This window comes from Azoarcus sp. Soil_N_20 (assembly GCF_057656155.1).
In genome coordinates, this window is the sequence record NZ_JBDGKX010000015.1 from 81736 (window position 1) to 98821 (window position 17086).

Annotated in this window: 16 protein-coding genes; 5 read left to right on the forward strand and 11 right to left on the reverse strand. The window is 65.1% G+C overall.

Annotation, left to right across the window (positions count from 1 at the left end):
- The first annotated feature begins 99 nt into the window (after positions 1-99).
- A complete protein-coding gene (locus AC3A35_RS22940) occupies positions 100-441 on the forward strand; it encodes a hypothetical protein (RefSeq protein WP_487438761.1) in 342 nt (113 codons plus the stop codon).
- A gap of 132 nt (positions 442-573) precedes the next feature.
- On the opposite strand, the gene bamC is transcribed toward AC3A35_RS22940, so the two are convergent.
- The 3 genes from bamC to AC3A35_RS22955 form a co-directional block, all read right to left on the reverse strand.
- Positions 574-1722: an NlpB/DapX family lipoprotein gene (gene bamC / locus AC3A35_RS22945; RefSeq protein WP_487438762.1), complete on the reverse strand. Its 1149-nt coding sequence runs from the start codon at positions 1720-1722 to the stop codon at positions 574-576.
- A 26-nt stretch (positions 1723-1748) separates the two neighbouring features.
- Complete coding sequence (gene dapA / locus AC3A35_RS22950) at positions 1749-2627, reverse strand: 4-hydroxy-tetrahydrodipicolinate synthase (RefSeq protein WP_487438763.1); 879 nt, start codon at positions 2625-2627, stop codon at positions 1749-1751.
- Between the two features lie 152 nt (positions 2628-2779).
- A complete protein-coding gene (locus tag AC3A35_RS22955) occupies positions 2780-3706 on the reverse strand; it encodes a histone deacetylase family protein (protein WP_487438764.1) in 927 nt (308 codons plus the stop codon).
- A gap of 139 nt (positions 3707-3845) precedes the next feature.
- On the opposite strand from AC3A35_RS22955, the gene AC3A35_RS22960 reads away from it, so the two are divergent.
- From AC3A35_RS22960 to mltB, 4 genes are read left to right on the forward strand one after another with little or no spacing between them, the layout of a single operon-like run.
- Positions 3846-4763, forward strand: a complete 918-nt coding sequence (locus tag AC3A35_RS22960) for an AAA family ATPase (protein WP_487438766.1) — start codon at positions 3846-3848, stop codon at positions 4761-4763.
- Positions 4763-5767 carry a DUF58 domain-containing protein gene (locus tag AC3A35_RS22965; protein WP_487438767.1) on the forward strand — a complete coding sequence of 335 codons (1005 nt, stop codon included), beginning with the start codon at positions 4763-4765 and terminating at the stop codon, positions 5765-5767. Before AC3A35_RS22960 ends, AC3A35_RS22965 begins: the two co-directional genes overlap by 1 nt.
- A complete protein-coding gene (locus tag AC3A35_RS22970) occupies positions 5751-7730 on the forward strand; it encodes a transglutaminase TgpA family protein (RefSeq protein WP_487438768.1) in 1980 nt (659 codons plus the stop codon). Before AC3A35_RS22965 ends, AC3A35_RS22970 begins: the two co-directional genes overlap by 17 nt.
- Entirely contained in the window at positions 7727-8770 is a 1044-nt protein-coding gene (mltB, locus tag AC3A35_RS22975) for a lytic murein transglycosylase B (RefSeq protein WP_487438769.1), read from the forward strand. The genes AC3A35_RS22970 and mltB overlap by 4 nt, the downstream gene beginning before the upstream one ends.
- Before the next feature lie 13 nt (positions 8771-8783).
- On the opposite strand, the gene rpoS is transcribed toward mltB, so the two are convergent.
- The 8 genes from rpoS to AC3A35_RS23015 all read right to left on the reverse strand — a co-directional run bounded on the left by rpoS (position 8784) and on the right by AC3A35_RS23015 (position 17065).
- Positions 8784-9719, reverse strand: a complete 936-nt coding sequence (gene rpoS, locus AC3A35_RS22980) for an RNA polymerase sigma factor RpoS (RefSeq protein ID WP_487438770.1) — start codon at positions 9717-9719, stop codon at positions 8784-8786.
- Between the two features lie 11 nt (positions 9720-9730).
- Positions 9731-10633 (reverse strand): peptidoglycan DD-metalloendopeptidase family protein, encoded by a 903-nt coding sequence (locus tag AC3A35_RS22985; RefSeq protein ID WP_487438771.1) that lies wholly within the window; start codon positions 10631-10633, stop codon positions 9731-9733.
- Positions 10630-11274 carry a protein-L-isoaspartate(D-aspartate) O-methyltransferase gene (locus tag AC3A35_RS22990; protein WP_487438772.1) on the reverse strand — a complete coding sequence of 215 codons (645 nt, stop codon included), beginning with the start codon at positions 11272-11274 and terminating at the stop codon, positions 10630-10632. Before AC3A35_RS22990 ends, AC3A35_RS22985 begins: the two co-directional genes overlap by 4 nt.
- The gene (surE, locus tag AC3A35_RS22995; RefSeq protein ID WP_487438773.1) at positions 11271-12014 is read right to left on the reverse strand and encodes a 5'/3'-nucleotidase SurE; all 744 of its coding nucleotides are present in this window, start codon (positions 12012-12014) and stop codon (positions 11271-11273) included. The genes AC3A35_RS22990 and surE overlap by 4 nt, the downstream gene beginning before the upstream one ends.
- A gap of 270 nt (positions 12015-12284) precedes the next feature.
- Positions 12285-13028: a HupE/UreJ family protein gene (locus AC3A35_RS23000; protein ID WP_487438774.1), complete on the reverse strand. Its 744-nt coding sequence runs from the start codon at positions 13026-13028 to the stop codon at positions 12285-12287.
- Between the two features lie 39 nt (positions 13029-13067).
- Positions 13068-14432 carry a sensor histidine kinase gene (locus tag AC3A35_RS23005; protein WP_487438776.1) on the reverse strand — a complete coding sequence of 455 codons (1365 nt, stop codon included), beginning with the start codon at positions 14430-14432 and terminating at the stop codon, positions 13068-13070.
- 10 nt (positions 14433-14442) lie between these two features.
- Positions 14443-15903: a nickel-dependent hydrogenase large subunit gene (locus AC3A35_RS23010; RefSeq protein WP_487438778.1), complete on the reverse strand. Its 1461-nt coding sequence runs from the start codon at positions 15901-15903 to the stop codon at positions 14443-14445.
- Positions 15904-16069: 166 nt separating this feature from the next.
- Positions 16070-17065, reverse strand: coding sequence for an NADH-quinone oxidoreductase subunit B family protein (locus AC3A35_RS23015; RefSeq protein ID WP_487438779.1), 996 nt, complete (start codon positions 17063-17065; stop codon positions 16070-16072).
- Positions 17066-17086 lie beyond the last annotated feature (21 nt).

The following is a 17086-nucleotide window of genomic DNA, read 5'->3' on the forward strand; positions in this document are numbered from 1 at the left end:
TAACGTGCTAGCATTCAAACGCTTCCGGTGCGAGCCATCTCCATCGCGCCGTACCGGACGGCTGCTGTCTTCACCCCGATCAAAAAAGGAAAACAGAACATGAAGCATTCAATCCTCGTCGCCGCCCTGGTCGCCCTCGCCGTCTCCGCCTGCAGCAAGCAAGAAGAAGCCGCAGCACCTGCCACCCCGGCCGCTCCGGTCGTCGAGCAACAGCCTACCGCAGTCGACGCTGCCAAGGATCAGGCCGCCACCGCGGTCGAGGCCACCAAGGACGCCGCTGGCGCTGCGGTTGACGCAGCCAAGGACAGCGCCGCTGCCACCACCGAAGCTGCCAAGGAAGGCGCTGCCGCCGCCGTTGAAGCCGCCAAGGAAGGCACCGCTGCCGCTGCCGACGCCGTGAAAGACGCCGCCGAAGCCACCAAGGAAGCTGTGCAGAAGTAATCCTTCCCGCACTGACACAAAAAAGCCGGTATCGAGATACCGGCTTTTTTGTTGCCCGTCGATCGCCTGGGCGCGAACTCAATCACTTCAGGCGGCCTGCCGACCATCGGCAGCAGTCCGCCCTCCGGCGACTCAGCGCAATTCCTGCTGTAGCAGGCCGAGCATGCGTCGTGCGGTATCCGACTTGTCGGCACCACCTTCACGGGTGAGCACGGACACAACCGATCCGTCACCCTGGCCCTGCACACGCAGCCGGTATTCGCCGCCGCCGACGGCCACCTTGTCACTGCTGCGCCAGAACGCGAGCTTGGACAGGAGGCCTTCGCCATCCTGCTTGCTGCTGTTGTCCGCCTCAGGATCGACGTAGCGCACGAAGTAGAGTCCCTGTGCACGGTCACGGTCTTCGACCGTGAAACCGATCCGATCGAGGGCCAGCCCGACGCGACGCCACGCGCGATCGAACGGCTCATCCACCAGCAGATTGGTTTGACCATCGACGGTGGCAGCCACCTTGGCCCGCTCGGCCGCCGGTGCCGTTGCCAGCGCAGCCTGCACGCGGGCTTCGTCGGCGCCCAGCCGGATCATCAGCCGGCGCAGCATTTCGGCCTCGAGCTCGGGATCGGCGGGACGCGGCTGCCAGATCGTCGAATCCTTGGCCTCGGTCGGATAGATCTCCATCATGCCACGGTGGCTGATGTAGATCTCCATCGTTCCAGGCTCCTGGCCAACTTCGAGGCGGGTACGGAACTTGTCGCGCTCCGGCGTGGAGAACAAGCCGTCGAGCACCTTGCCCAACGCGGAGCGAACGAAATCCTGCGGGATCTTGGCACGATCCTCCGCCCAATCGGTTTCCAGGACCCCGATCTCGGGACTGTCGATATTCAGGATGAAGCCCAGCTCAAGCCAGAAATCCCTGACCTGCGGCCACAGTTCGTCTGCCGTGCCGGGCACCACCAGCCAGCGTTGGCTGCCGGCCCGTTCGATCCGCATGCTCTCGGGCACGGGCATCACTTCGCTGGCGCGGTTCGCAGCCGGCTGGCCGGCGCGATCGGCATTGTAGGCCGAATAGGTTGCCACTCCGCGCGGCGCGACGTCGGGCACCGCAAAGCGGTCGTCTTGCGTCGGCGCGGTGAGATCGGGCGGGATTTCGAGCGGTGCCACCTGACGGGCACTCGCACTCTTGTAGTCGATGCGTTTGGATTCGAGCAAAGAACCGGAACAGCCTGCCAGCATGAGCGAGAGCACAAGCAGGGAGACGGATGTGCGCGGGGAGCGATTCATGAGGTTCCTGAAGTGGGAAATACGGATCAGAGGGTGACGCCGGCCTGACGCATGGCCTGACGTACGCGGTCATGACAGCTCTCGGCAAGTGGCGTGAGCGGCAGACGGATCCCGTCGCCAATCAGCCCCATGCGGGCAACTGCCCACTTGACCGGAATCGGGTTGGCCTCGCAGAACAGATGCCGATGCAACCCGACCAGACGTGCGTTGATTTCACGGGTCTTGCGTCCATCGCCCGCCAGCGCGGCGGCACACATTTCGTGCATCGCCCGCGGCGCGACATTTGCAGTAACCGAGATGGTGCCGTGCCCGCCGAGCAGCACGAAGGCCGCCACCGTCATGTCGTCGCCACTGTACAGGGCGAAACCTTCGGGGGCGCGCCCGATCAGGTCGCAGGCACGATCGATGCTGCCGGTCGCATCCTTGAGCCCGACGATGTTCGGAATCTCGGCAAGGCGCAGCGCAGTATCGTTGGACAGGTCCGCCACCGTACGACCAGGTACGTTGTACAGGATCAACGGCAGCTCGACCGCTTCGGCAATAGTGCTGAAATGCCGATACAGGCCTTCCTGCGTCGGCCGGTTGTAGTAAGGCACGACCGAGAGGTGCGCCACCGCGCCGGCTTCCTGCGCAAAGCGTGCGAGTTCCACCGCCTCGGCGGTGGAATTCGCGCCGGTGCCGGCAACGACCGGAATGCGGCCGGCAGCATGCTCCACGCTCACCCGGATCAGCTCGCAGTGCTCATCGACGTTGACGGTGGGCGACTCGCCGGTCGTGCCAACAATGACGATTCCGTCGGTGCCTTCGGCAACGTGCCAGTCGATCAGACTGCGCAGACGGGGAAAATCCAGGCTGCCATCCTCATGCATCGGCGTGACGATGGCGACAATCGATCCGGTAATCATTGCAATGGCCAAAACGATAAAACCCCGATTCTAACCGATCGCCGCAGCGCGGCTAGTGCTCTGTTTCGCACAGGGTCGCGAGTCGGCAAAACAGAGCACTGCCCGGAGGACCACCTCCGACCGAACGTCCTTCGGGACGAACATGTGCCAACTCAGAGATCGGCAAGCGCCTTGATATGGGACACGACCGACCGCGCAAGCGAACTGAGCGAGTAGCCCCCTTCGAGCACCGAGATGATGCGTTTGTGACCGCACTCCTCGGCCAGCGCCTTGATCTGCTGGGTCACCCAGATGTAGTCGGACTCGACCAGACCCAGCGACCCCATGTCGTCCTCGTAATGGGCATCGAATCCGGCCGAGATGAAGATCGCCTGCGGATTGTGGCTGCGCAGCGCCGGCAGCCAGATATCGGTGACAACCTGGCGGAAGGCATCACCGCGGGTGCCTGCAGGAACCGGCACATTGCACATGTGCGCCGGCGGATTCTCGGTGCCGCAGTACGGATAGAAGGGATGCTGAAAAATACTCGCCATCATGACCCGCGGATCATTCCGGAACGCATTCTCTGTTCCGTTGCCGTGATGAACGTCAAAATCGACGATGGCTACGCGTTCGAGACCATGCACATCGGTGGCGTGGCGGGCGGCGATCGCCACATTGTTCAGGAAGCAGAACCCCATTGCCTTCCCACGCTCGGCGTGGTGACCGGGCGGGCGCACTGCGCAGAAGGCATTCTCGACCTCGCCCTTGAGCACCAGATCGGTGGCAAGCACTCCAGCCCCTGCGGAGCGCAATGCGGCGTTCATGGTGTTCGGGCTCATCGCGGTATCGGGATCGAGATGGCGTATCCCATGCTCCGGAACACTCGCGATCAACTCGTCGAGGTAGGCCGACGCATGCACCCGAGTCACTTGCTCGGCGGTAGCCAGCGGAGCATCGTAAAAGGACAGGTAAAGATCAAGACCGGCCGCAATGAGACGATCATTGATCGCGGCCAGCCGGTCGGCGCACTCCGGATGATGCGCACCCATGTCGTGCAGCCAGCAATCGCGGTGCGTGATGAACGCCGTTGTCGTCATACTCCTCCTCTCCCCAATGGGACGAACTTTCCCAGACCACCCATTTCAAATGGGTTGCGGTGATGGCCCATGGTGCGGGCTCGCTATATTTGTCGTCTATTATCACCGCTTCACCGCCAATTTCACAGTGCGCCCACTCATGCCCCAGCGTCATGCAATCCGGCTTCTCGAGGCCGCCAGCCAGATCATCCTCGGCAAGGAACACGAACTGCAACTGGCGCTGTCATGCCTGATTGCCCGCGGCCATCTGCTGATCGAGGACGTGCCCGGGGTGGGCAAAACCACGCTGGCACATGTCCTCGCGCGTCTGGTCGGACTTCAGTTCCAGCGCATCCAGTTCACCAGCGACCTGCTTCCCGCCGACATTCTCGGCGTATCGATCTTCGACCGCGAGGCCGGCAGTTTCCGCTTTCATCCGGGACCGGTGTTCGCCCAGCTGATTCTCGCCGACGAGATCAACCGCGCCACCCCCAAGACGCAGAGCGCGCTGCTCGAGGCCATGGAGGAACGTCAGATCACGGCCGACGGCAGTACCCTGCCGCTGCCCGAGCCCTTCTTCGTCATCGCCACCCAGAACCCGTCGAACCAGATCGGCACCTTCCCCTTGCCCGAGAGCCAGCTCGACCGCTTCCTGATGCGGATCCGGCTGGGCTACCCCGACCGTGCGGCGGAGCGCGCCCTGCTCATGGGCGAGGAGCGTCGGGAACTGCTCGAGCGCCAGAGACCGGTCATTTCACCCGCCGATCTGGTCGAGTTGCAGCGCGCGGCCCATGGGCTGTTGGTAGCCGACCGTCTGATCGACTACATCCAGAGCCTCCTGACCACTACCCGCCAGAGCCCCGAGTTCGCTGGCGGCCTCAGCCCGCGTGCAGGACTCGGCCTGCTCGCCGCGGCGCGGGCGTGGGCATTGACCGAAGGGCGTGACCACGTGCTCCCAGAGGACGTGCAGAGAATGTTCCCGCACATCGCCGGACACCGCCTCCATCTTGCCGGCGACGGCCGCCCGCCGGCACCTGCCGCGCTGGAGCGGCTGCTGCAATCGGTGCCGGTAAGCTGATGGGTGTCGGCGGCACCCTCGCCAGCACCGCCAGGCAACTGATCGACCGATGGCTGTTCCGCGTCGGTCGCGCGGAGCCGACGCCGATCATGCTGGTTCAGCGCCGGATCTATGTGCTGCCGACCGCCGCCGGCTACGCCTTCGCACTCGCACTGCTGGTCATGTTGATCGCGTCGATCAACTACAACCTGAGCCTCGGCTATGCGCTGACCTTCCTGCTCGGCGGGGTCGCGGTCGCGAGCATTGTCCACGCCTTCAGGAACCTGTTGCACCTGTCGATACGGGGCGGCAGGCTCGAACCGACCTTCTGTGGTGAGAACGCCGTCTTCCGGCTCCTGATCGACAATCCGCGCACCGCACGACGCCCCGCGCTGCGCCTGCGGGCCAATGGGGAGTCCACCAGCTTCGACCTTCCTGCGGCCGCGACTGCGGAGATCGATCTGGCAGTGCCGACCCGGGCACGCGGACTGTTGCCGCTGGGCCGCACCATCATCGAAACGACCTGGCCACTCGGACTGATCCGCGCATGGAGCGTGCTTATCCCGGATATCGAAAGCCTGGTGTATCCGGCCCCTGAAACCGATCCGCCCGCCCTGCCCGCGCAACAGGCCGGGGATGCCCCGGGACGGCGCAGCATGCGTCGGGGCGACGATGATTTCGCCGGACTACGCGAATATCAGCCTTCCGATTCGCCACGCCATCTGGCCTGGAAGGTGTTCGCCCGTGGCGGCCCGCTGATGACCAAGCAGTTCTCGGCACTCGAAGGTGGCGAACTGGAACTCGACTGGACCACATTGCCTGCCAGCCTCGACGATGAAGCGCGGCTGTCCCGACTCACGGCCTGGATTCTGCTGGCGGCGCACAGCGGCCACCGTTACGCGCTGAAGCTGCCCCCGCTGTACTTCCCGCTCGCTGCCGGCCAGCATCATCTGCATCAGTGCCTGCGCGCACTCGCCTTGCACGGGCACACCGATCCTGGAGCACGCCATGTTCGGGCTCCGTAGGAAACCACCCGGGCCACGGGCAGACGCCGCCGCATTGCGGCGCGACCAGGGAGTGTGGCTGCTGGGCGCCGCCGCGCTAACCCTGGCCCCTCATTTCGCCACCCTGCCCGTTTGGATATCGGTGCTATGCACCCTGTTGCTGCTGTGGCGCAGCATCCTGTTGTGGCGCGGAAAGGGGGCAGCCCACCGCTACCTGATCCTGCTGCTGGCGATCGGCGCCGCCGCTGGCGTCAGGTTCGCCTACGGTCACTTCTTCGGCAAGGACCCCGGCATCGGCTTGCTGGCCATCCTACTCGGGCTGAAGCTGCTCGAGACGCGCAGCATGCGGGATATCCGCGCCGCGGTACTGCTGTGTTTCTTTCTCCAGCTGGGGCTGTTCTTCGACAACCAGACCCTGCCCGTCGCAGCGCTGGCCGTGGGGGGGTGCCTGCTGTCGATCGGCAGCCTGCTCGCCCTGTCCGACCCGAACGCCCACACCCGGGAGCGCATGCGCACCAGCGCGCTGTTGCTCGGCCAGGGCCTGCCCTTCATGCTGGTCCTGTTCGTGCTGTTCCCGCGCGTGGAAGGTCCGCTGTGGGGCCTGCCCGCGGATGCCCACAGCGGCATGAGCGGGCTGTCCGATACCATGACGCCGGGCTCGATCAGCGAACTCAGCCTGTCCGAGGCGATCGCCTTCAGGGCGGAGTTCAGCGCCACCCCGCCGCCACCTGCACGGCGTTACTGGCGCGGCCCGGTACTGAACCACTTCGACGGCACCACCTGGCGCCCCGGACGTCATACGCTCGGCGATACTCCGCGTTATGTTCCTGATGGAGAGAAGCTGGAATATCGAGTGACCCTCGAGCCGCACAACCAGCGCTGGGTGTTGGCGCTCGACTTTCCAGCCGGCCCCGTCCCGGGAGTCAGCTTCAGCAGCGACTTCCAGGCACTGAGCCGGGCTCCGCTACGCAGCCGCACGCGCCTCGACCTGGTCGCCTACCCGGATACACCGGTCGGCCTCGACGAGGAGCCGCGCGTGCTCACTGCCGCGCTGCGTCTGCCCGTCGATGGCAACCCCCGCAGCCGCGCGCTGGCGCAACGACTCGCTGCGGGTGCCGTTTCCGCGCCGGCGACCCTCGAGCGGATCCTTTCCTACCTGCGTTCGGCCGAACTCACCTACACCCTGCGCCCACCGCTGACCGGCAACGACAGTACCGATGGCTTCCTGTTCGACACCCGACGCGGCTTTTGCGAGCATTTTTCGTCTGCCTTCGTGTTCCTCATGCGGGCAGCGGGGGTCCCGGCGCGCGTGGTGACCGGCTATCAGGGCGGCGAGATCAACCCGATCGATGGGAGTCTGGTGGTCCGTCAATCCGATGCCCATGCATGGGCGGAAGTGTGGCTGCCGCAACGGGGCTGGATCCGTGTCGACCCGACCGCGCTGGCCGCTCCCGGGCGCATCGAATCCGGCCTTGCCGGCTCATTGCCGAGCGGCGAGCCTCTGCCGCTGTTCATGCGCCCCCAGTTCTCGTGGTTGCGCGGACTGCGACACCACTGGGAGGCTGTATCGAACAGCTGGAACCAGTGGGTTCTTGGCTACAATCCGGAACGCCAGCGCGAACTGCTGTCACGACTCGGACTCGGGGACCTCCACTGGTCCGAACTGGTCGGTGCGCTCGCCGTGGGAGCAGCCATGCTGATGGCGGCGCTGTTTGCCTGGGCGCTCCGAAAGCACCGGCTCACTGATCCGCTCGACCGGGCGTGGGATGCTTTTTCGGCCAAACTGGGCGCTCACGGCCTCGGCCGCCATCCGGCGGAAGGGCCGCTCGATTTTGGCCGGCGGATCTGCGCCGCCCTGCCCGCCAGGGCCGCCGAACTGAACGAAATCGTCATCTGCTATGCACGACTGCGTTACCGTCCACCGGCAGACCCGAGTGCCATTCGCGAATTGAACAAACGTATCCGGACCCTGAAACTGACATGACCCGCCGTTCCATTCAGACCTACACCATCCGCCTCAGCGGCGCCCTTGCGCTTGCCCTTTCCGTCGGCCTCGGCAGCAATGCGGCGAGTGCCGACTACACCACACGCGACGACGTCCGCGCTTTCATCGACGAGATCTCGGCACGTCACGGCCTCGATCGGGCACGCGTCAGCGACGAACTCGGTCGCGCGCGGCACGAGCCCAGGGTGATCGCGCTGATCCGTCCGCCAACCACACCCGGCGTGCGCTCGTGGCAGCGCTATCGCAGCCGCTTTCTCGACCGCATCCGGATCGAGGGGGGTCTGGAGTTCTGGGCAGAATACGAACCCATCCTGCAGATGGCGGAAGAGCGTTACGGCGTTCCGGCAGAGATCATTGTCGCGATCATCGGCGTCGAAACCGTATATGGCCGCCATACCGGCAACTTCGAAACCCTGTCCGCGCTGACCACGCTGGCCTTCGATTACCCGCCGCGCGCGGACCTCTTCCGACGCGAACTGGAGAACCTGTTCCTGCTCGCCCGCGAGCAGGAACGCGAGGCAACGAGCTATTACGGGTCATATGCCGGTGCACTCGGCTACCCGCAATTCCTGCCCAGCAGCATGCGCAACTACGCGGTGGATTTCGACGACAACGGGATGATCGACTTCGAAAGCTCACCCGTCGATGCCATCGGCAGTGTCGCGAACTACCTCCATGTGCATGGCTGGCAGCCGGGAGCGCCCATCGCAGTGCGCGCCGGACTGGCGCCCGACGCCAAGCCCGAGCCCCTGCTCGCAGCCGGAATCGAGCCTGCGCTGAGCCCCGAAACCCTGCTGGCCGCCGGCATACAGGCCGAAGACAGCCAGCCAGTCGACGCGCAAGTCACGCTGATCGACCTGGAAACACCGGGCGCCAATACCGAATACTGGCTGGGCTACCGCAACTTTTACGTGATAACGCGCTACAACCGCAGCAGTTTCTATGCAATGTCGGTATTCGAACTCGCCCAAGCCGTGCGCACCGGCAAATCGGCGCAAAGCACGGGCTCGGCGCCTTAGCAGGCGACCGGATTCAGAACAGCGCGTCCTTGGAAATACCGCGACGCTTGAGGGTACGCCGGAGCTGACCGAGCGCCTCGAGCTGGATCTGGCGCACCCGTTCGCGGGTCAGGTCCAGCTGCATCGCGAGTTCCTCGAGAGTCAGCATTTCGCACTCGTCGAGTCCGTAGCGATGGCGGATCACCAGCCGTTGCTTGTCGTTGAGCATGTCGATCCACGCCCGCAGCAGCGTCTCGATCTCGGTGTTGTGGATCAGGTCGTCAGGCGATTCCGCATGGTCGTCGGCCAGTGACTCGCCGATGGACAGACTCGGGTCGATATCGAGCGGCGCATCGAGCGAAGCGGTGTGCTCACTGAGCGCAAGGATGGAGCGAACGGCTTCGACCGTTTTGTCCAGGCGGCGGGCGATTTCTTCCAGACTGGATTCGCCATTGGCGCCCGCTTCGATACTGCGCTGGGCCCTCAACACCTGATTGAGTTCCTTCACCACATGTACCGGCAGGCGAATGGTGCGCGACTGATTCATGATCGCGCGCTCGATATTCTGCCGGATCCACCAGGTTGCGTAGGTCGAAAAGCGGAACCCCCGTTCCGGATCGAACTTCTCCAGCGCGTGGATCAGCCCGAGGTTGCCTTCCTCGACCAGATCGAGCAGGGGAATCCCGCGATTGAGGTAATGCTTGGCGATGTTTACCACGAGCCGGAGATTGCGCTCGATCATGGTCTGTCGTGCGGCGAAGTCTCCCTTCCGCACGAGACGCGCGAGTCGGCCCTCCTCTTCGGCGGTCAGCAGCGGATTGGCGCCGATCTCGTTCAGGTAGATCTGCGTGACGTCGCTGAGAAACTCATTCTCCGGAATTGGCGCCTGCCGATCCGAGAAGACCTCCACCTCAAGGGGAAGATCCGGATCATGACTGTCGATATCGTCAGGGATCGCCGGGTCTTCCATAGGCATCCTCGTCAATGTGCGGGCAGGTACTTCAGCGGATCAACCGGCTGACCCTGTTTGCGGATCTCGAAATGCAACTTGGGCCTATCGGCGTCGGTACTGCCGAGTTCGGCAATCTTCTGCCCCTTGGTGACCGTCTCCGCTTCCTTCACCAGCAGCTGCTGATTGTGCGCATAGGCCGTCAGGTAGTTGGCATCGTGTTTGATGATGACCAGTTTTCCGAGCCCGCGCAAGCCGCTTCCCGAATAGACCACCTTGCCACCCGCCGACGCGAGTACCGGGGTACCGGGAGTACCCGCGATATCGATGCCCTTGTTGCGCAATTTGGCGTCGCCCGCAATCGGCTCGTCGAACCCGACCACGATCTTGCCCTTGACCGGCCACAACCACTCACCGTCAGGACCTGGCAGCGGCGGCGCATCGGGTGTGGCGGGCGGCTTTGGCCCGGCAACCGCAGGATCGCCGGGACGCTGCAGCTTTGCCCACGCTTCATCCGAATAGGGCAATTTTCCGCCCCGCGGCTCCTGCTTGATCTCGACGCCGGGGGTCGCCGGCGTCTGTGGCAACACCGGAACGATCGCCGGTTCCGAGGTAATCGGAATAACCTGAACCACGCTGCCGTCATCGGGCGCAACACGGAGCTCCTGCCCCACGCTGATCTGATCGGGCTTGGCAAGATTGTTCCATGCCACCAGGTCACGCACGCTCACGCCGTACTGGCGGGAGACGGAAAGCAGGGTTTCGCCGGGACGAACGACGTGTATGCCCTTGCGCTCGGCAGACGTGGTGGCGCCCGGCGGAGCAGTGCCGTCGCGGACCGGCGCCGAGGTCCGGCTGGCACACCCTGCAGTGAGGACCAGCAGTGAAGTCAGCCCGAACAGCATCAGGCGTTGGCGAGAGATATCCTTGTTCATTCTGTACCAGTCAGCAGTGGTACGAAGCGCACGGCCTCGAACCAACTTTCCTTGAAGACGTTGCCCTGCCGCTCGATCAGCAGCAGGCGTTGATCGATTGCACCGACCGGAATCATCAGGCGCCCACCGGGCGCAAGCTGATCCTTCAATGCCTGGGGAACACCGACTGCAGCCGCCGCCACGATGATGGTGTCGAACGGCGCTGCTTCGGGCAATCCGATGCTTCCATCAGCGTGTTTCAGGCGTACATTCGGCAACCGGAGCGGACGCAGATTGTTTCGCGCCCGGTCCAGAAGGGGGCGAATGCGCTCCACCGCATACACCTCGGTCGCGATATTCGACAACACGGCCGCCTGGTAGCCACAACCTGCTCCGATCTCCAGTGTACGCCCGAGTTCCCGGCCGGCACGCAGCAACTCGATCATTCGCGCCACCACAAAGGGTTGCGAAATGGTCTGCTGGAAGCCGATCGGCAAGGCAGTGTCATCGTATGCACTGTAGGCCAACCCCTCCTCGACGAACTGATGCCGCGGCACCTGCGCGAGGGCCGCCAGCGTCTTCTCGTCGCGAATGCCCTGTGCGCGCAGACGATCGACCATCCGGGCCCGGGCACGGGCCGCATCGGGCACCCTCTGGTTCATTGCGCCAGCCAGTCCGACACCGCGCCGATCTGACCCGTGTGCGTCAGGTCCATCTGTAGCGGCGTAATCGACACCAGACCGTTCGCGACCGCATGAAAATCGGTGCCTTCGCCGGCGTCGGCCGCGCCGCCGGCCGCGCCGACCCAATAGACCGTCTCGTTACGCGGGGTCACGCTCTTGATCACCGGCTCCGCCTTGTGCCGTTTGCCCAAGCGCGTCACCCGGACGCCGCCGAACTGCGCGTAAGGCAGATCCGGTACATTCACGTTGAGCAGCACCGGCTGCCGGAAGGACTGGCGCATGAAACGCTCGACCAGATCGCGCGCGACGCGTGCCGCTGCGGAAAAATCGGTGCCGCCCTTGCTCACCAATGACACCGCGATCGACGGCACCCCGAGGAGGAATCCTTCGGTTGCCGCTGCGACCGTACCCGAGTAAATCGTGTCGTCACCCATGTTGGCGCCATGATTCACGCCAGAGACCACGATATCCGGCAGATGATCCAGCATGCCGGTGACCGCGAGATGCACACAATCGGTAGGCGTGCCGTTGACGAAATAAAATCCATTGGCCGCGCGGCGCAAGGACAGCGGCCGATCCAGGGTCAGCGAGTTGCTCGCGCCGCTGCGATCGCGCTCGGGCGCCACCACGGTAACGTCGCCGATTTCCGCCAGGGCCTGCACCAGCGCCGCAATCCCGGGAGCGAAATAGCCGTCGTCGTTACTGACCAGAATACGCATTTTGAATCCGTTCGGAATAAGAATCCGTCGCTCGGACAGAGCGGTCGATGTTAGCACAGCAGTCCGCAGTTCTCCGGCCCCACAAGAACAAAACCGGCCGCAGCCGGTTCAGGTTCGTGTGATCGGAAGCGTGGAGCACGCCCCTGCCACTCTTCGGAGCCCTTATGCGACCGCGCTTGCCGCTAGGCCATAAGCCATAGACGCCGAATTATTGCATGTCTGACCGCGGAGAACCATTCCTCCCCATCCCGGCGCCTGTCGTTCTCGTCCTTAACGCCCTAGCATCAGCGCCCCGGCGCCGACCATCGCGACACCAACGATCCGCTTCAGCACGATGCCCGTGCGCGACTCCGGTAGCCAACGCGCAGACAGGAATCCGGCGAGGTGCAAACCCGCGGTTGCCAGCGCAAAGCCCGCCGCATAGTGCAGCAAACCGGCTTCGCCGATCTCGGCCTGGTGGGCATAGCCGTGAAAAATGGCAAATAGCGTCACCAGAGGCAGCGTCCAGGCGAGCGGAACGCGCCCCAGCGATGCGACCAGCAGGCCGAGAACCACAACCGATGCGGCCACCCCTTGTTCGACGAAGAACAGTTCGAGCCCCGACATCCCCAGCAGCGCGCCCACCAACATCGCGAACACGAATGCCGCGGGCACCGCCCAGCGTGCGGCGCGGCGTTGTCCTGCCGCATACAGTCCCACTGCAAGCATTGCCAGCAGGTGGTCGAGCCCCCCCAGCGGGTGCATCAGGCCGGACAGGAATCCGGCATCAGCGTGCCCCGGATGCGCCAATACCGGTCCGGCGCAAAGGCCAAGCGCAGCGGCAATCAGTACACGTGAACGGTACATGGATATCTCCTCATTTTTACGGGTGTGGTTGAACAGCCTTCGAATACCCATTACAAGATACGTGCCAAGCCGGACGTCCAGCAGCGGCGGGGATTGAGCCGCAGCGGCAACGCCGTAGCGGACATTTCGAAGACAGTCGCCGGCACCTATCGGCCGCAAGCTTTCCACTTCGGACCCGGCATCGCGTGCCTGCCCCGACGATCCGGATCACCCGGCCAGCGGCAAGGAAACGCTGAACACCGCCCCGCCCTCCGCGCCGTTCTCCACTCGCAGCGAACCGCCATGGCGCTCGATGATGCCGTAACTGATCGAAAGCCCAAGCCCGGTTCCCTGCCCGACCGGCTTGGTGGTGAAAAACGGATCGAAGACGTGCGCCAGATGCTCGGCGGCGATACCCGGACCGTTGTCGGCAAATCGCATCTCCACCCACGGTCCGTCGTCCCCGACAACCTTCTCGGCCGAGATCCGCAATGCCGGCGCATCGCTCAGACTGGTCGCGTCGGCCGCGTTCTGTACCAGATTCATCATGACCTGCTGCATCTGCCCCGCCGAGCCGACCACCGGAAGGGGCGCGGGCAGCGCAAGGCTCACGTTGAAGTTCTTGCGCGCCGCCTGGCACACCCAGCGCACCGCGCGCTCGACCACTTCCGCCAGATCGAAATGTTGCTGCTCGTCGCGATCGACGGCCGAGAAACGCTTCAGGCCGTCGACGATCTGTCGTGTCCGCTCCGCGCCTTCGATGGTGCCTTCGATCAGCGGATCCAGATCGGCGAGGATGCGGTCGATGCGCAGGCGTTTGCGCAGCACGTCGAGATCCTCGGCCGGGACGCCCGTATGGACGGCCCCGAGATACTGCTCCAGGCGCTCGGCGTAGCGCCGCAGCGCATGCACGTTGCCAATGATGAAACTGATCGGATTGTTCAGTTCGTGTGCAACGCCGGCCACGAGCCGGCCGAGCGAGGCCATCTTTTCGGAGTGCAACAACTGCTGCTGGGTGCGTTTCAGGTCGTCGTGCGCCTGTGTCAGCGCCCGGTAGGCCTTGCGCAACTCGCCGACCGGGCGCCCGGTCACCACCATGCCGAGGGACTTTCCCACGGCATTGAAGCGCGGCGTGCAGTTGAAGGACACCGGCACCGCCAAACCGTCGTGGGTGCGCAGCGGCAACTCGCAGTCGTGCACCTCCTGCTCGCCGCCCGGCACGCTGAGCCGGCTACGGGCCTGCGCGCGCGCGGCGGAGTCGGCAAACAGTTCGTACACGGAGGTGCCGCGCAGCTCCGCCGCCGTGCGCCCGGTGATCACCTCGAGCGCCGGATTGACGTCCTCGATGGTGCCGTCCCGCCCGCAGATCACCAGGATGTCGGACATCGCGGTCAACACCGAGAGGATGAACTGCTGCGATTCCTCGAGTTTGGCGTTCTTCTCCTCCAGCGCCACCTCGTACTGCAGCAGATCGGAATACACCTCGTCCATCTTCTGGATCACGTCCATCCACACGTCCTCGCCCACCCCCACAAGTTCGCCGGGGTGGGCGGTGTAGCCGATGTCGCGCGCGGGGTCTGCAGCTTTCTTCACGCCGGCACCCTCAATGCACTGTGCATACCATGCACGGATCGAACGAACGGACGATATGTTGCACCGCCAGCGGCATCGCCTCCGCGTCCGCCGCCGGCGCACCGACAAGCGCCTGTTCCAGTGCCCCGGGGGTGGCGCTGGCGTCGCGCGGGGAGAAGTTCCAGGTGGTTGGCGCAATGATCTGATAGCGCTGGATCCGCCCCTTGTGGACCACCAGCCAGTGCCCGAGTGCGCCGCGTGCCGCCTCGACGAGGCCGACCCCCAGCGCCGATTCCGGCAGCTCTCCGGTCACACAGAACGGTTCGCCCGGCACCATGCCGAGAGCCCAGCGTTCCATCTCCGGTACCACCCGTGCAATCTCGAGCAGGCGCCCCACTACCCGACTCAGCACGTTGCCCCCTCCGCCGGCAACGAGATCGCGCGCCAGCGGATGACCATCCACGACCTGCCGCGACAGCGCACCGCATTGCACCACGCCACCCCGCCAGCGCGGGGCCTTGCACCAACTGTAGGCATGCTCGCGACCGACGTCAGGCAGGGTGAACCCGGCGAGCGGATGGCGTGCATCCTCCCCCGCCAGCCACGCATGGCTCACGTCCTCCGCCACGTCCTCGTGATTGAAATCGGCCACGCTCTGCGTCGCCGCGTCCCACACCCCCCGGGCGAGAAAGCGGCCGCCGTCGTATGCGTAATTACCGTGACTCAGATAGCGTTCGGCGCCCGCACAGCGGCCGAGCCGGTCGAGCCCGAGATCGCGTGCGATATCGAGAAAGCGCGCGAAGTCGCCGCGCTCCGGGCCACGCGCCTCGAACCAGGCCCACAAGCCTTCGACCGAATCGATCCCGTTCACCGCCTCCAGCGCATCGCCGAACAGATGGCGCTCGAGCCAGCCTCGAAAGCTGCGGATCAGCGTCACCAGGCGCACCCGCTCGGCGCTCCCGATCGCCCGTGCGGAGCCGCCCGGCTGCACGCTCAGGGTGTGCGGCCACTTGCCGGCGAGGGTACCCAGCAGTTGCATGAACTGCGCCCGTGCCGGCAGCACATCGGCGGCAGCCGAACCTCGAATCGCCTTGAAGCGCTCGACCGCGAGTGCGAACCACGGCGCGGCAGCATAGGCATCGCGCGCAAAATCCGGCATGAAGAACAGGTAAAAATGGGTGAGATGATCGGCCAGATTCTCGGTCGCGAGCATCAGATTGGTCGCCCGCTCCCCATTGGGTGGCGCGGCAACCCCCATTGCATCGGCCAGGGCCGCTGCCGCCGCCACCGACTGCGACACCGAGCAGATGCCGCAGATCCGCGGCACGATCACCAGCGCGTCGGCCGGAGCCTTGCCCTCTAGGATCTGTTCGAAGCCGCGGTACAGCGGCGAGTTGACCCAGGCCGCCAACACCCGCCCATCCTCGACTTCGAGACTCACCTCGAGATCGCCTTCCACGCGGTTGAATGGCCCGAGCACGCGCCGGCTCATTGGCGCCCCCTGACCCTGCATGCCTTGCCGCCAACGCGGCGCGAGCGGCACTCGACGCGATCGGGCACCGCGCCCGCGATCATCCAGTGCCCGGCGCAAACTGCCGCGACGTCGGCAGCCAGCGCACGGTTGTCGGTAGTGTCCCGCATTGTTTCCGCCTCGTCCCTCACTTGAGCCCGGTCCTGCGGATGGCCGGCGTCACCAGCGGGTGATCCGCGGTGGCGTTCGTGCGCACCCTCTTCGGCGTGGCCGACTTGGACAGCGCGGCGAGCGCAACGAACCATGCCTTGGGCATATCGGTCGGCAAGCCGATCGGGATGCCCCCCACCTTGGGCGTCTGCAGAAAGGGATGCCCCGGCTCTTCGAAGCCGGGCTCGGTGCAGCTGATGCACGGATAGCCGCCGCTGGTGCACGAGCCCGTACCATTCCACGGCCGCACATTGCAGTCCGCGTGCGCCTGGGTGCCCTTGCAGCCCATGTGCTCCATCATGCAGCCGAGGTCGGACGACTTCTCCGCACTGGCCTTGAACTCGTAGAACTCGTTGCGCGAGCAGCCGTGATGCACGAGCTGGTCGGCGTAGAAGCGCGGGCGTTGCAGGGGGTCGAGGTCGGCCGCGGCAAAAGTGTCGAGTGCGAGCGCCAACAGGGTCTCCAGCACCCAGCCCGGATGGGTGGGACACCCGGCCACGTTGATCGCCGGCAGGCCGCTCGCGCTGCGATAACCGGCGCCGAGCAGCCCGCCGGGCGTATCCCCGTCGTATTGCAGTCCGCACGCATCGGTGGGATTGAACGACGCTGCGGTCACCCCGCCGAACGCCGCACAGCTGCCCACCGCAACGGTGTGGCGTGCACGGGCCGCGAGCGCACGCACCCAGTCGATCATCGGTCGTCCGGTGCCGGCCAGCATGTGGAACCGGCCGCTGCCGTGGGGCCCGCGCAGCAGCGCGCCTTCGACGCACAGCACATCAAGCGCGGTTTCGCCGGCGATGCAGGACTCGAGGATGGCCACCGCTTCGGCCCCGCTCGCCTCGGACAGGCTCGGATGCCACAGGAAGGAGATTCCGCCGGCCTCGAGGGTGGCGAGCAGGTCGGGCGACTCGGCGCACAGCAGCGACATGGTGCACCCGCCGCAACCGCCGGATTGGAGCCAGAGTACGTTCATGACAGATATTGAAGCACAGGA

What these genes read in the sequence shown, in the direction of transcription:
- AC3A35_RS22955 (WP_487438764.1), bottom strand. Translation starts at nt 3,706, where the DNA reads ATGACGACAACGGCGTTCATCACGCACCGCGATTGCTGGCTGCACGAC.
- AC3A35_RS22970 (WP_487438768.1), top strand. Translation starts at nt 5,751, where the DNA reads ATGTTCGGGCTCCGTAGGAAACCACCCGGGCCACGGGCAGACGCCGCC.
- AC3A35_RS22990 (WP_487438772.1), bottom strand. Translation starts at nt 11,274, where the DNA reads ATGAACCAGAGGGTGCCCGATGCGGCCCGTGCCCGGGCCCGGATGGTC.
- dapA (WP_487438763.1), bottom strand. Translation starts at nt 2,627, where the DNA reads ATGATTACCGGATCGATTGTCGCCATCGTCACGCCGATGCATGAGGAT.
- rpoS (WP_487438770.1), bottom strand. Translation starts at nt 9,719, where the DNA reads ATGGAAGACCCGGCGATCCCTGACGATATCGACAGTCATGATCCGGAT.
- AC3A35_RS22960 (WP_487438766.1), top strand. Translation starts at nt 3,846, where the DNA reads ATGCCCCAGCGTCATGCAATCCGGCTTCTCGAGGCCGCCAGCCAGATC.
- AC3A35_RS22985 (WP_487438771.1), bottom strand. Translation starts at nt 10,633, where the DNA reads ATGAACAAGGATATCTCTCGCCAACGCCTGATGCTGTTCGGGCTGACT.
- mltB (WP_487438769.1), top strand. Translation starts at nt 7,727, where the DNA reads ATGACCCGCCGTTCCATTCAGACCTACACCATCCGCCTCAGCGGCGCC.
- AC3A35_RS23015 (WP_487438779.1), bottom strand. Translation starts at nt 17,065, where the DNA reads ATGAACGTACTCTGGCTCCAATCCGGCGGTTGCGGCGGGTGCACCATG.
- AC3A35_RS23010 (WP_487438778.1), bottom strand. Translation starts at nt 15,903, where the DNA reads ATGAGCCGGCGCGTGCTCGGGCCATTCAACCGCGTGGAAGGCGATCTC.
- bamC (WP_487438762.1), bottom strand. Translation starts at nt 1,722, where the DNA reads ATGAATCGCTCCCCGCGCACATCCGTCTCCCTGCTTGTGCTCTCGCTC.
- AC3A35_RS22940 (WP_487438761.1), top strand. Translation starts at nt 100, where the DNA reads ATGAAGCATTCAATCCTCGTCGCCGCCCTGGTCGCCCTCGCCGTCTCC.
- surE (WP_487438773.1), bottom strand. Translation starts at nt 12,014, where the DNA reads ATGCGTATTCTGGTCAGTAACGACGACGGCTATTTCGCTCCCGGGATT.
- AC3A35_RS22965 (WP_487438767.1), top strand. Translation starts at nt 4,763, where the DNA reads ATGGGTGTCGGCGGCACCCTCGCCAGCACCGCCAGGCAACTGATCGAC.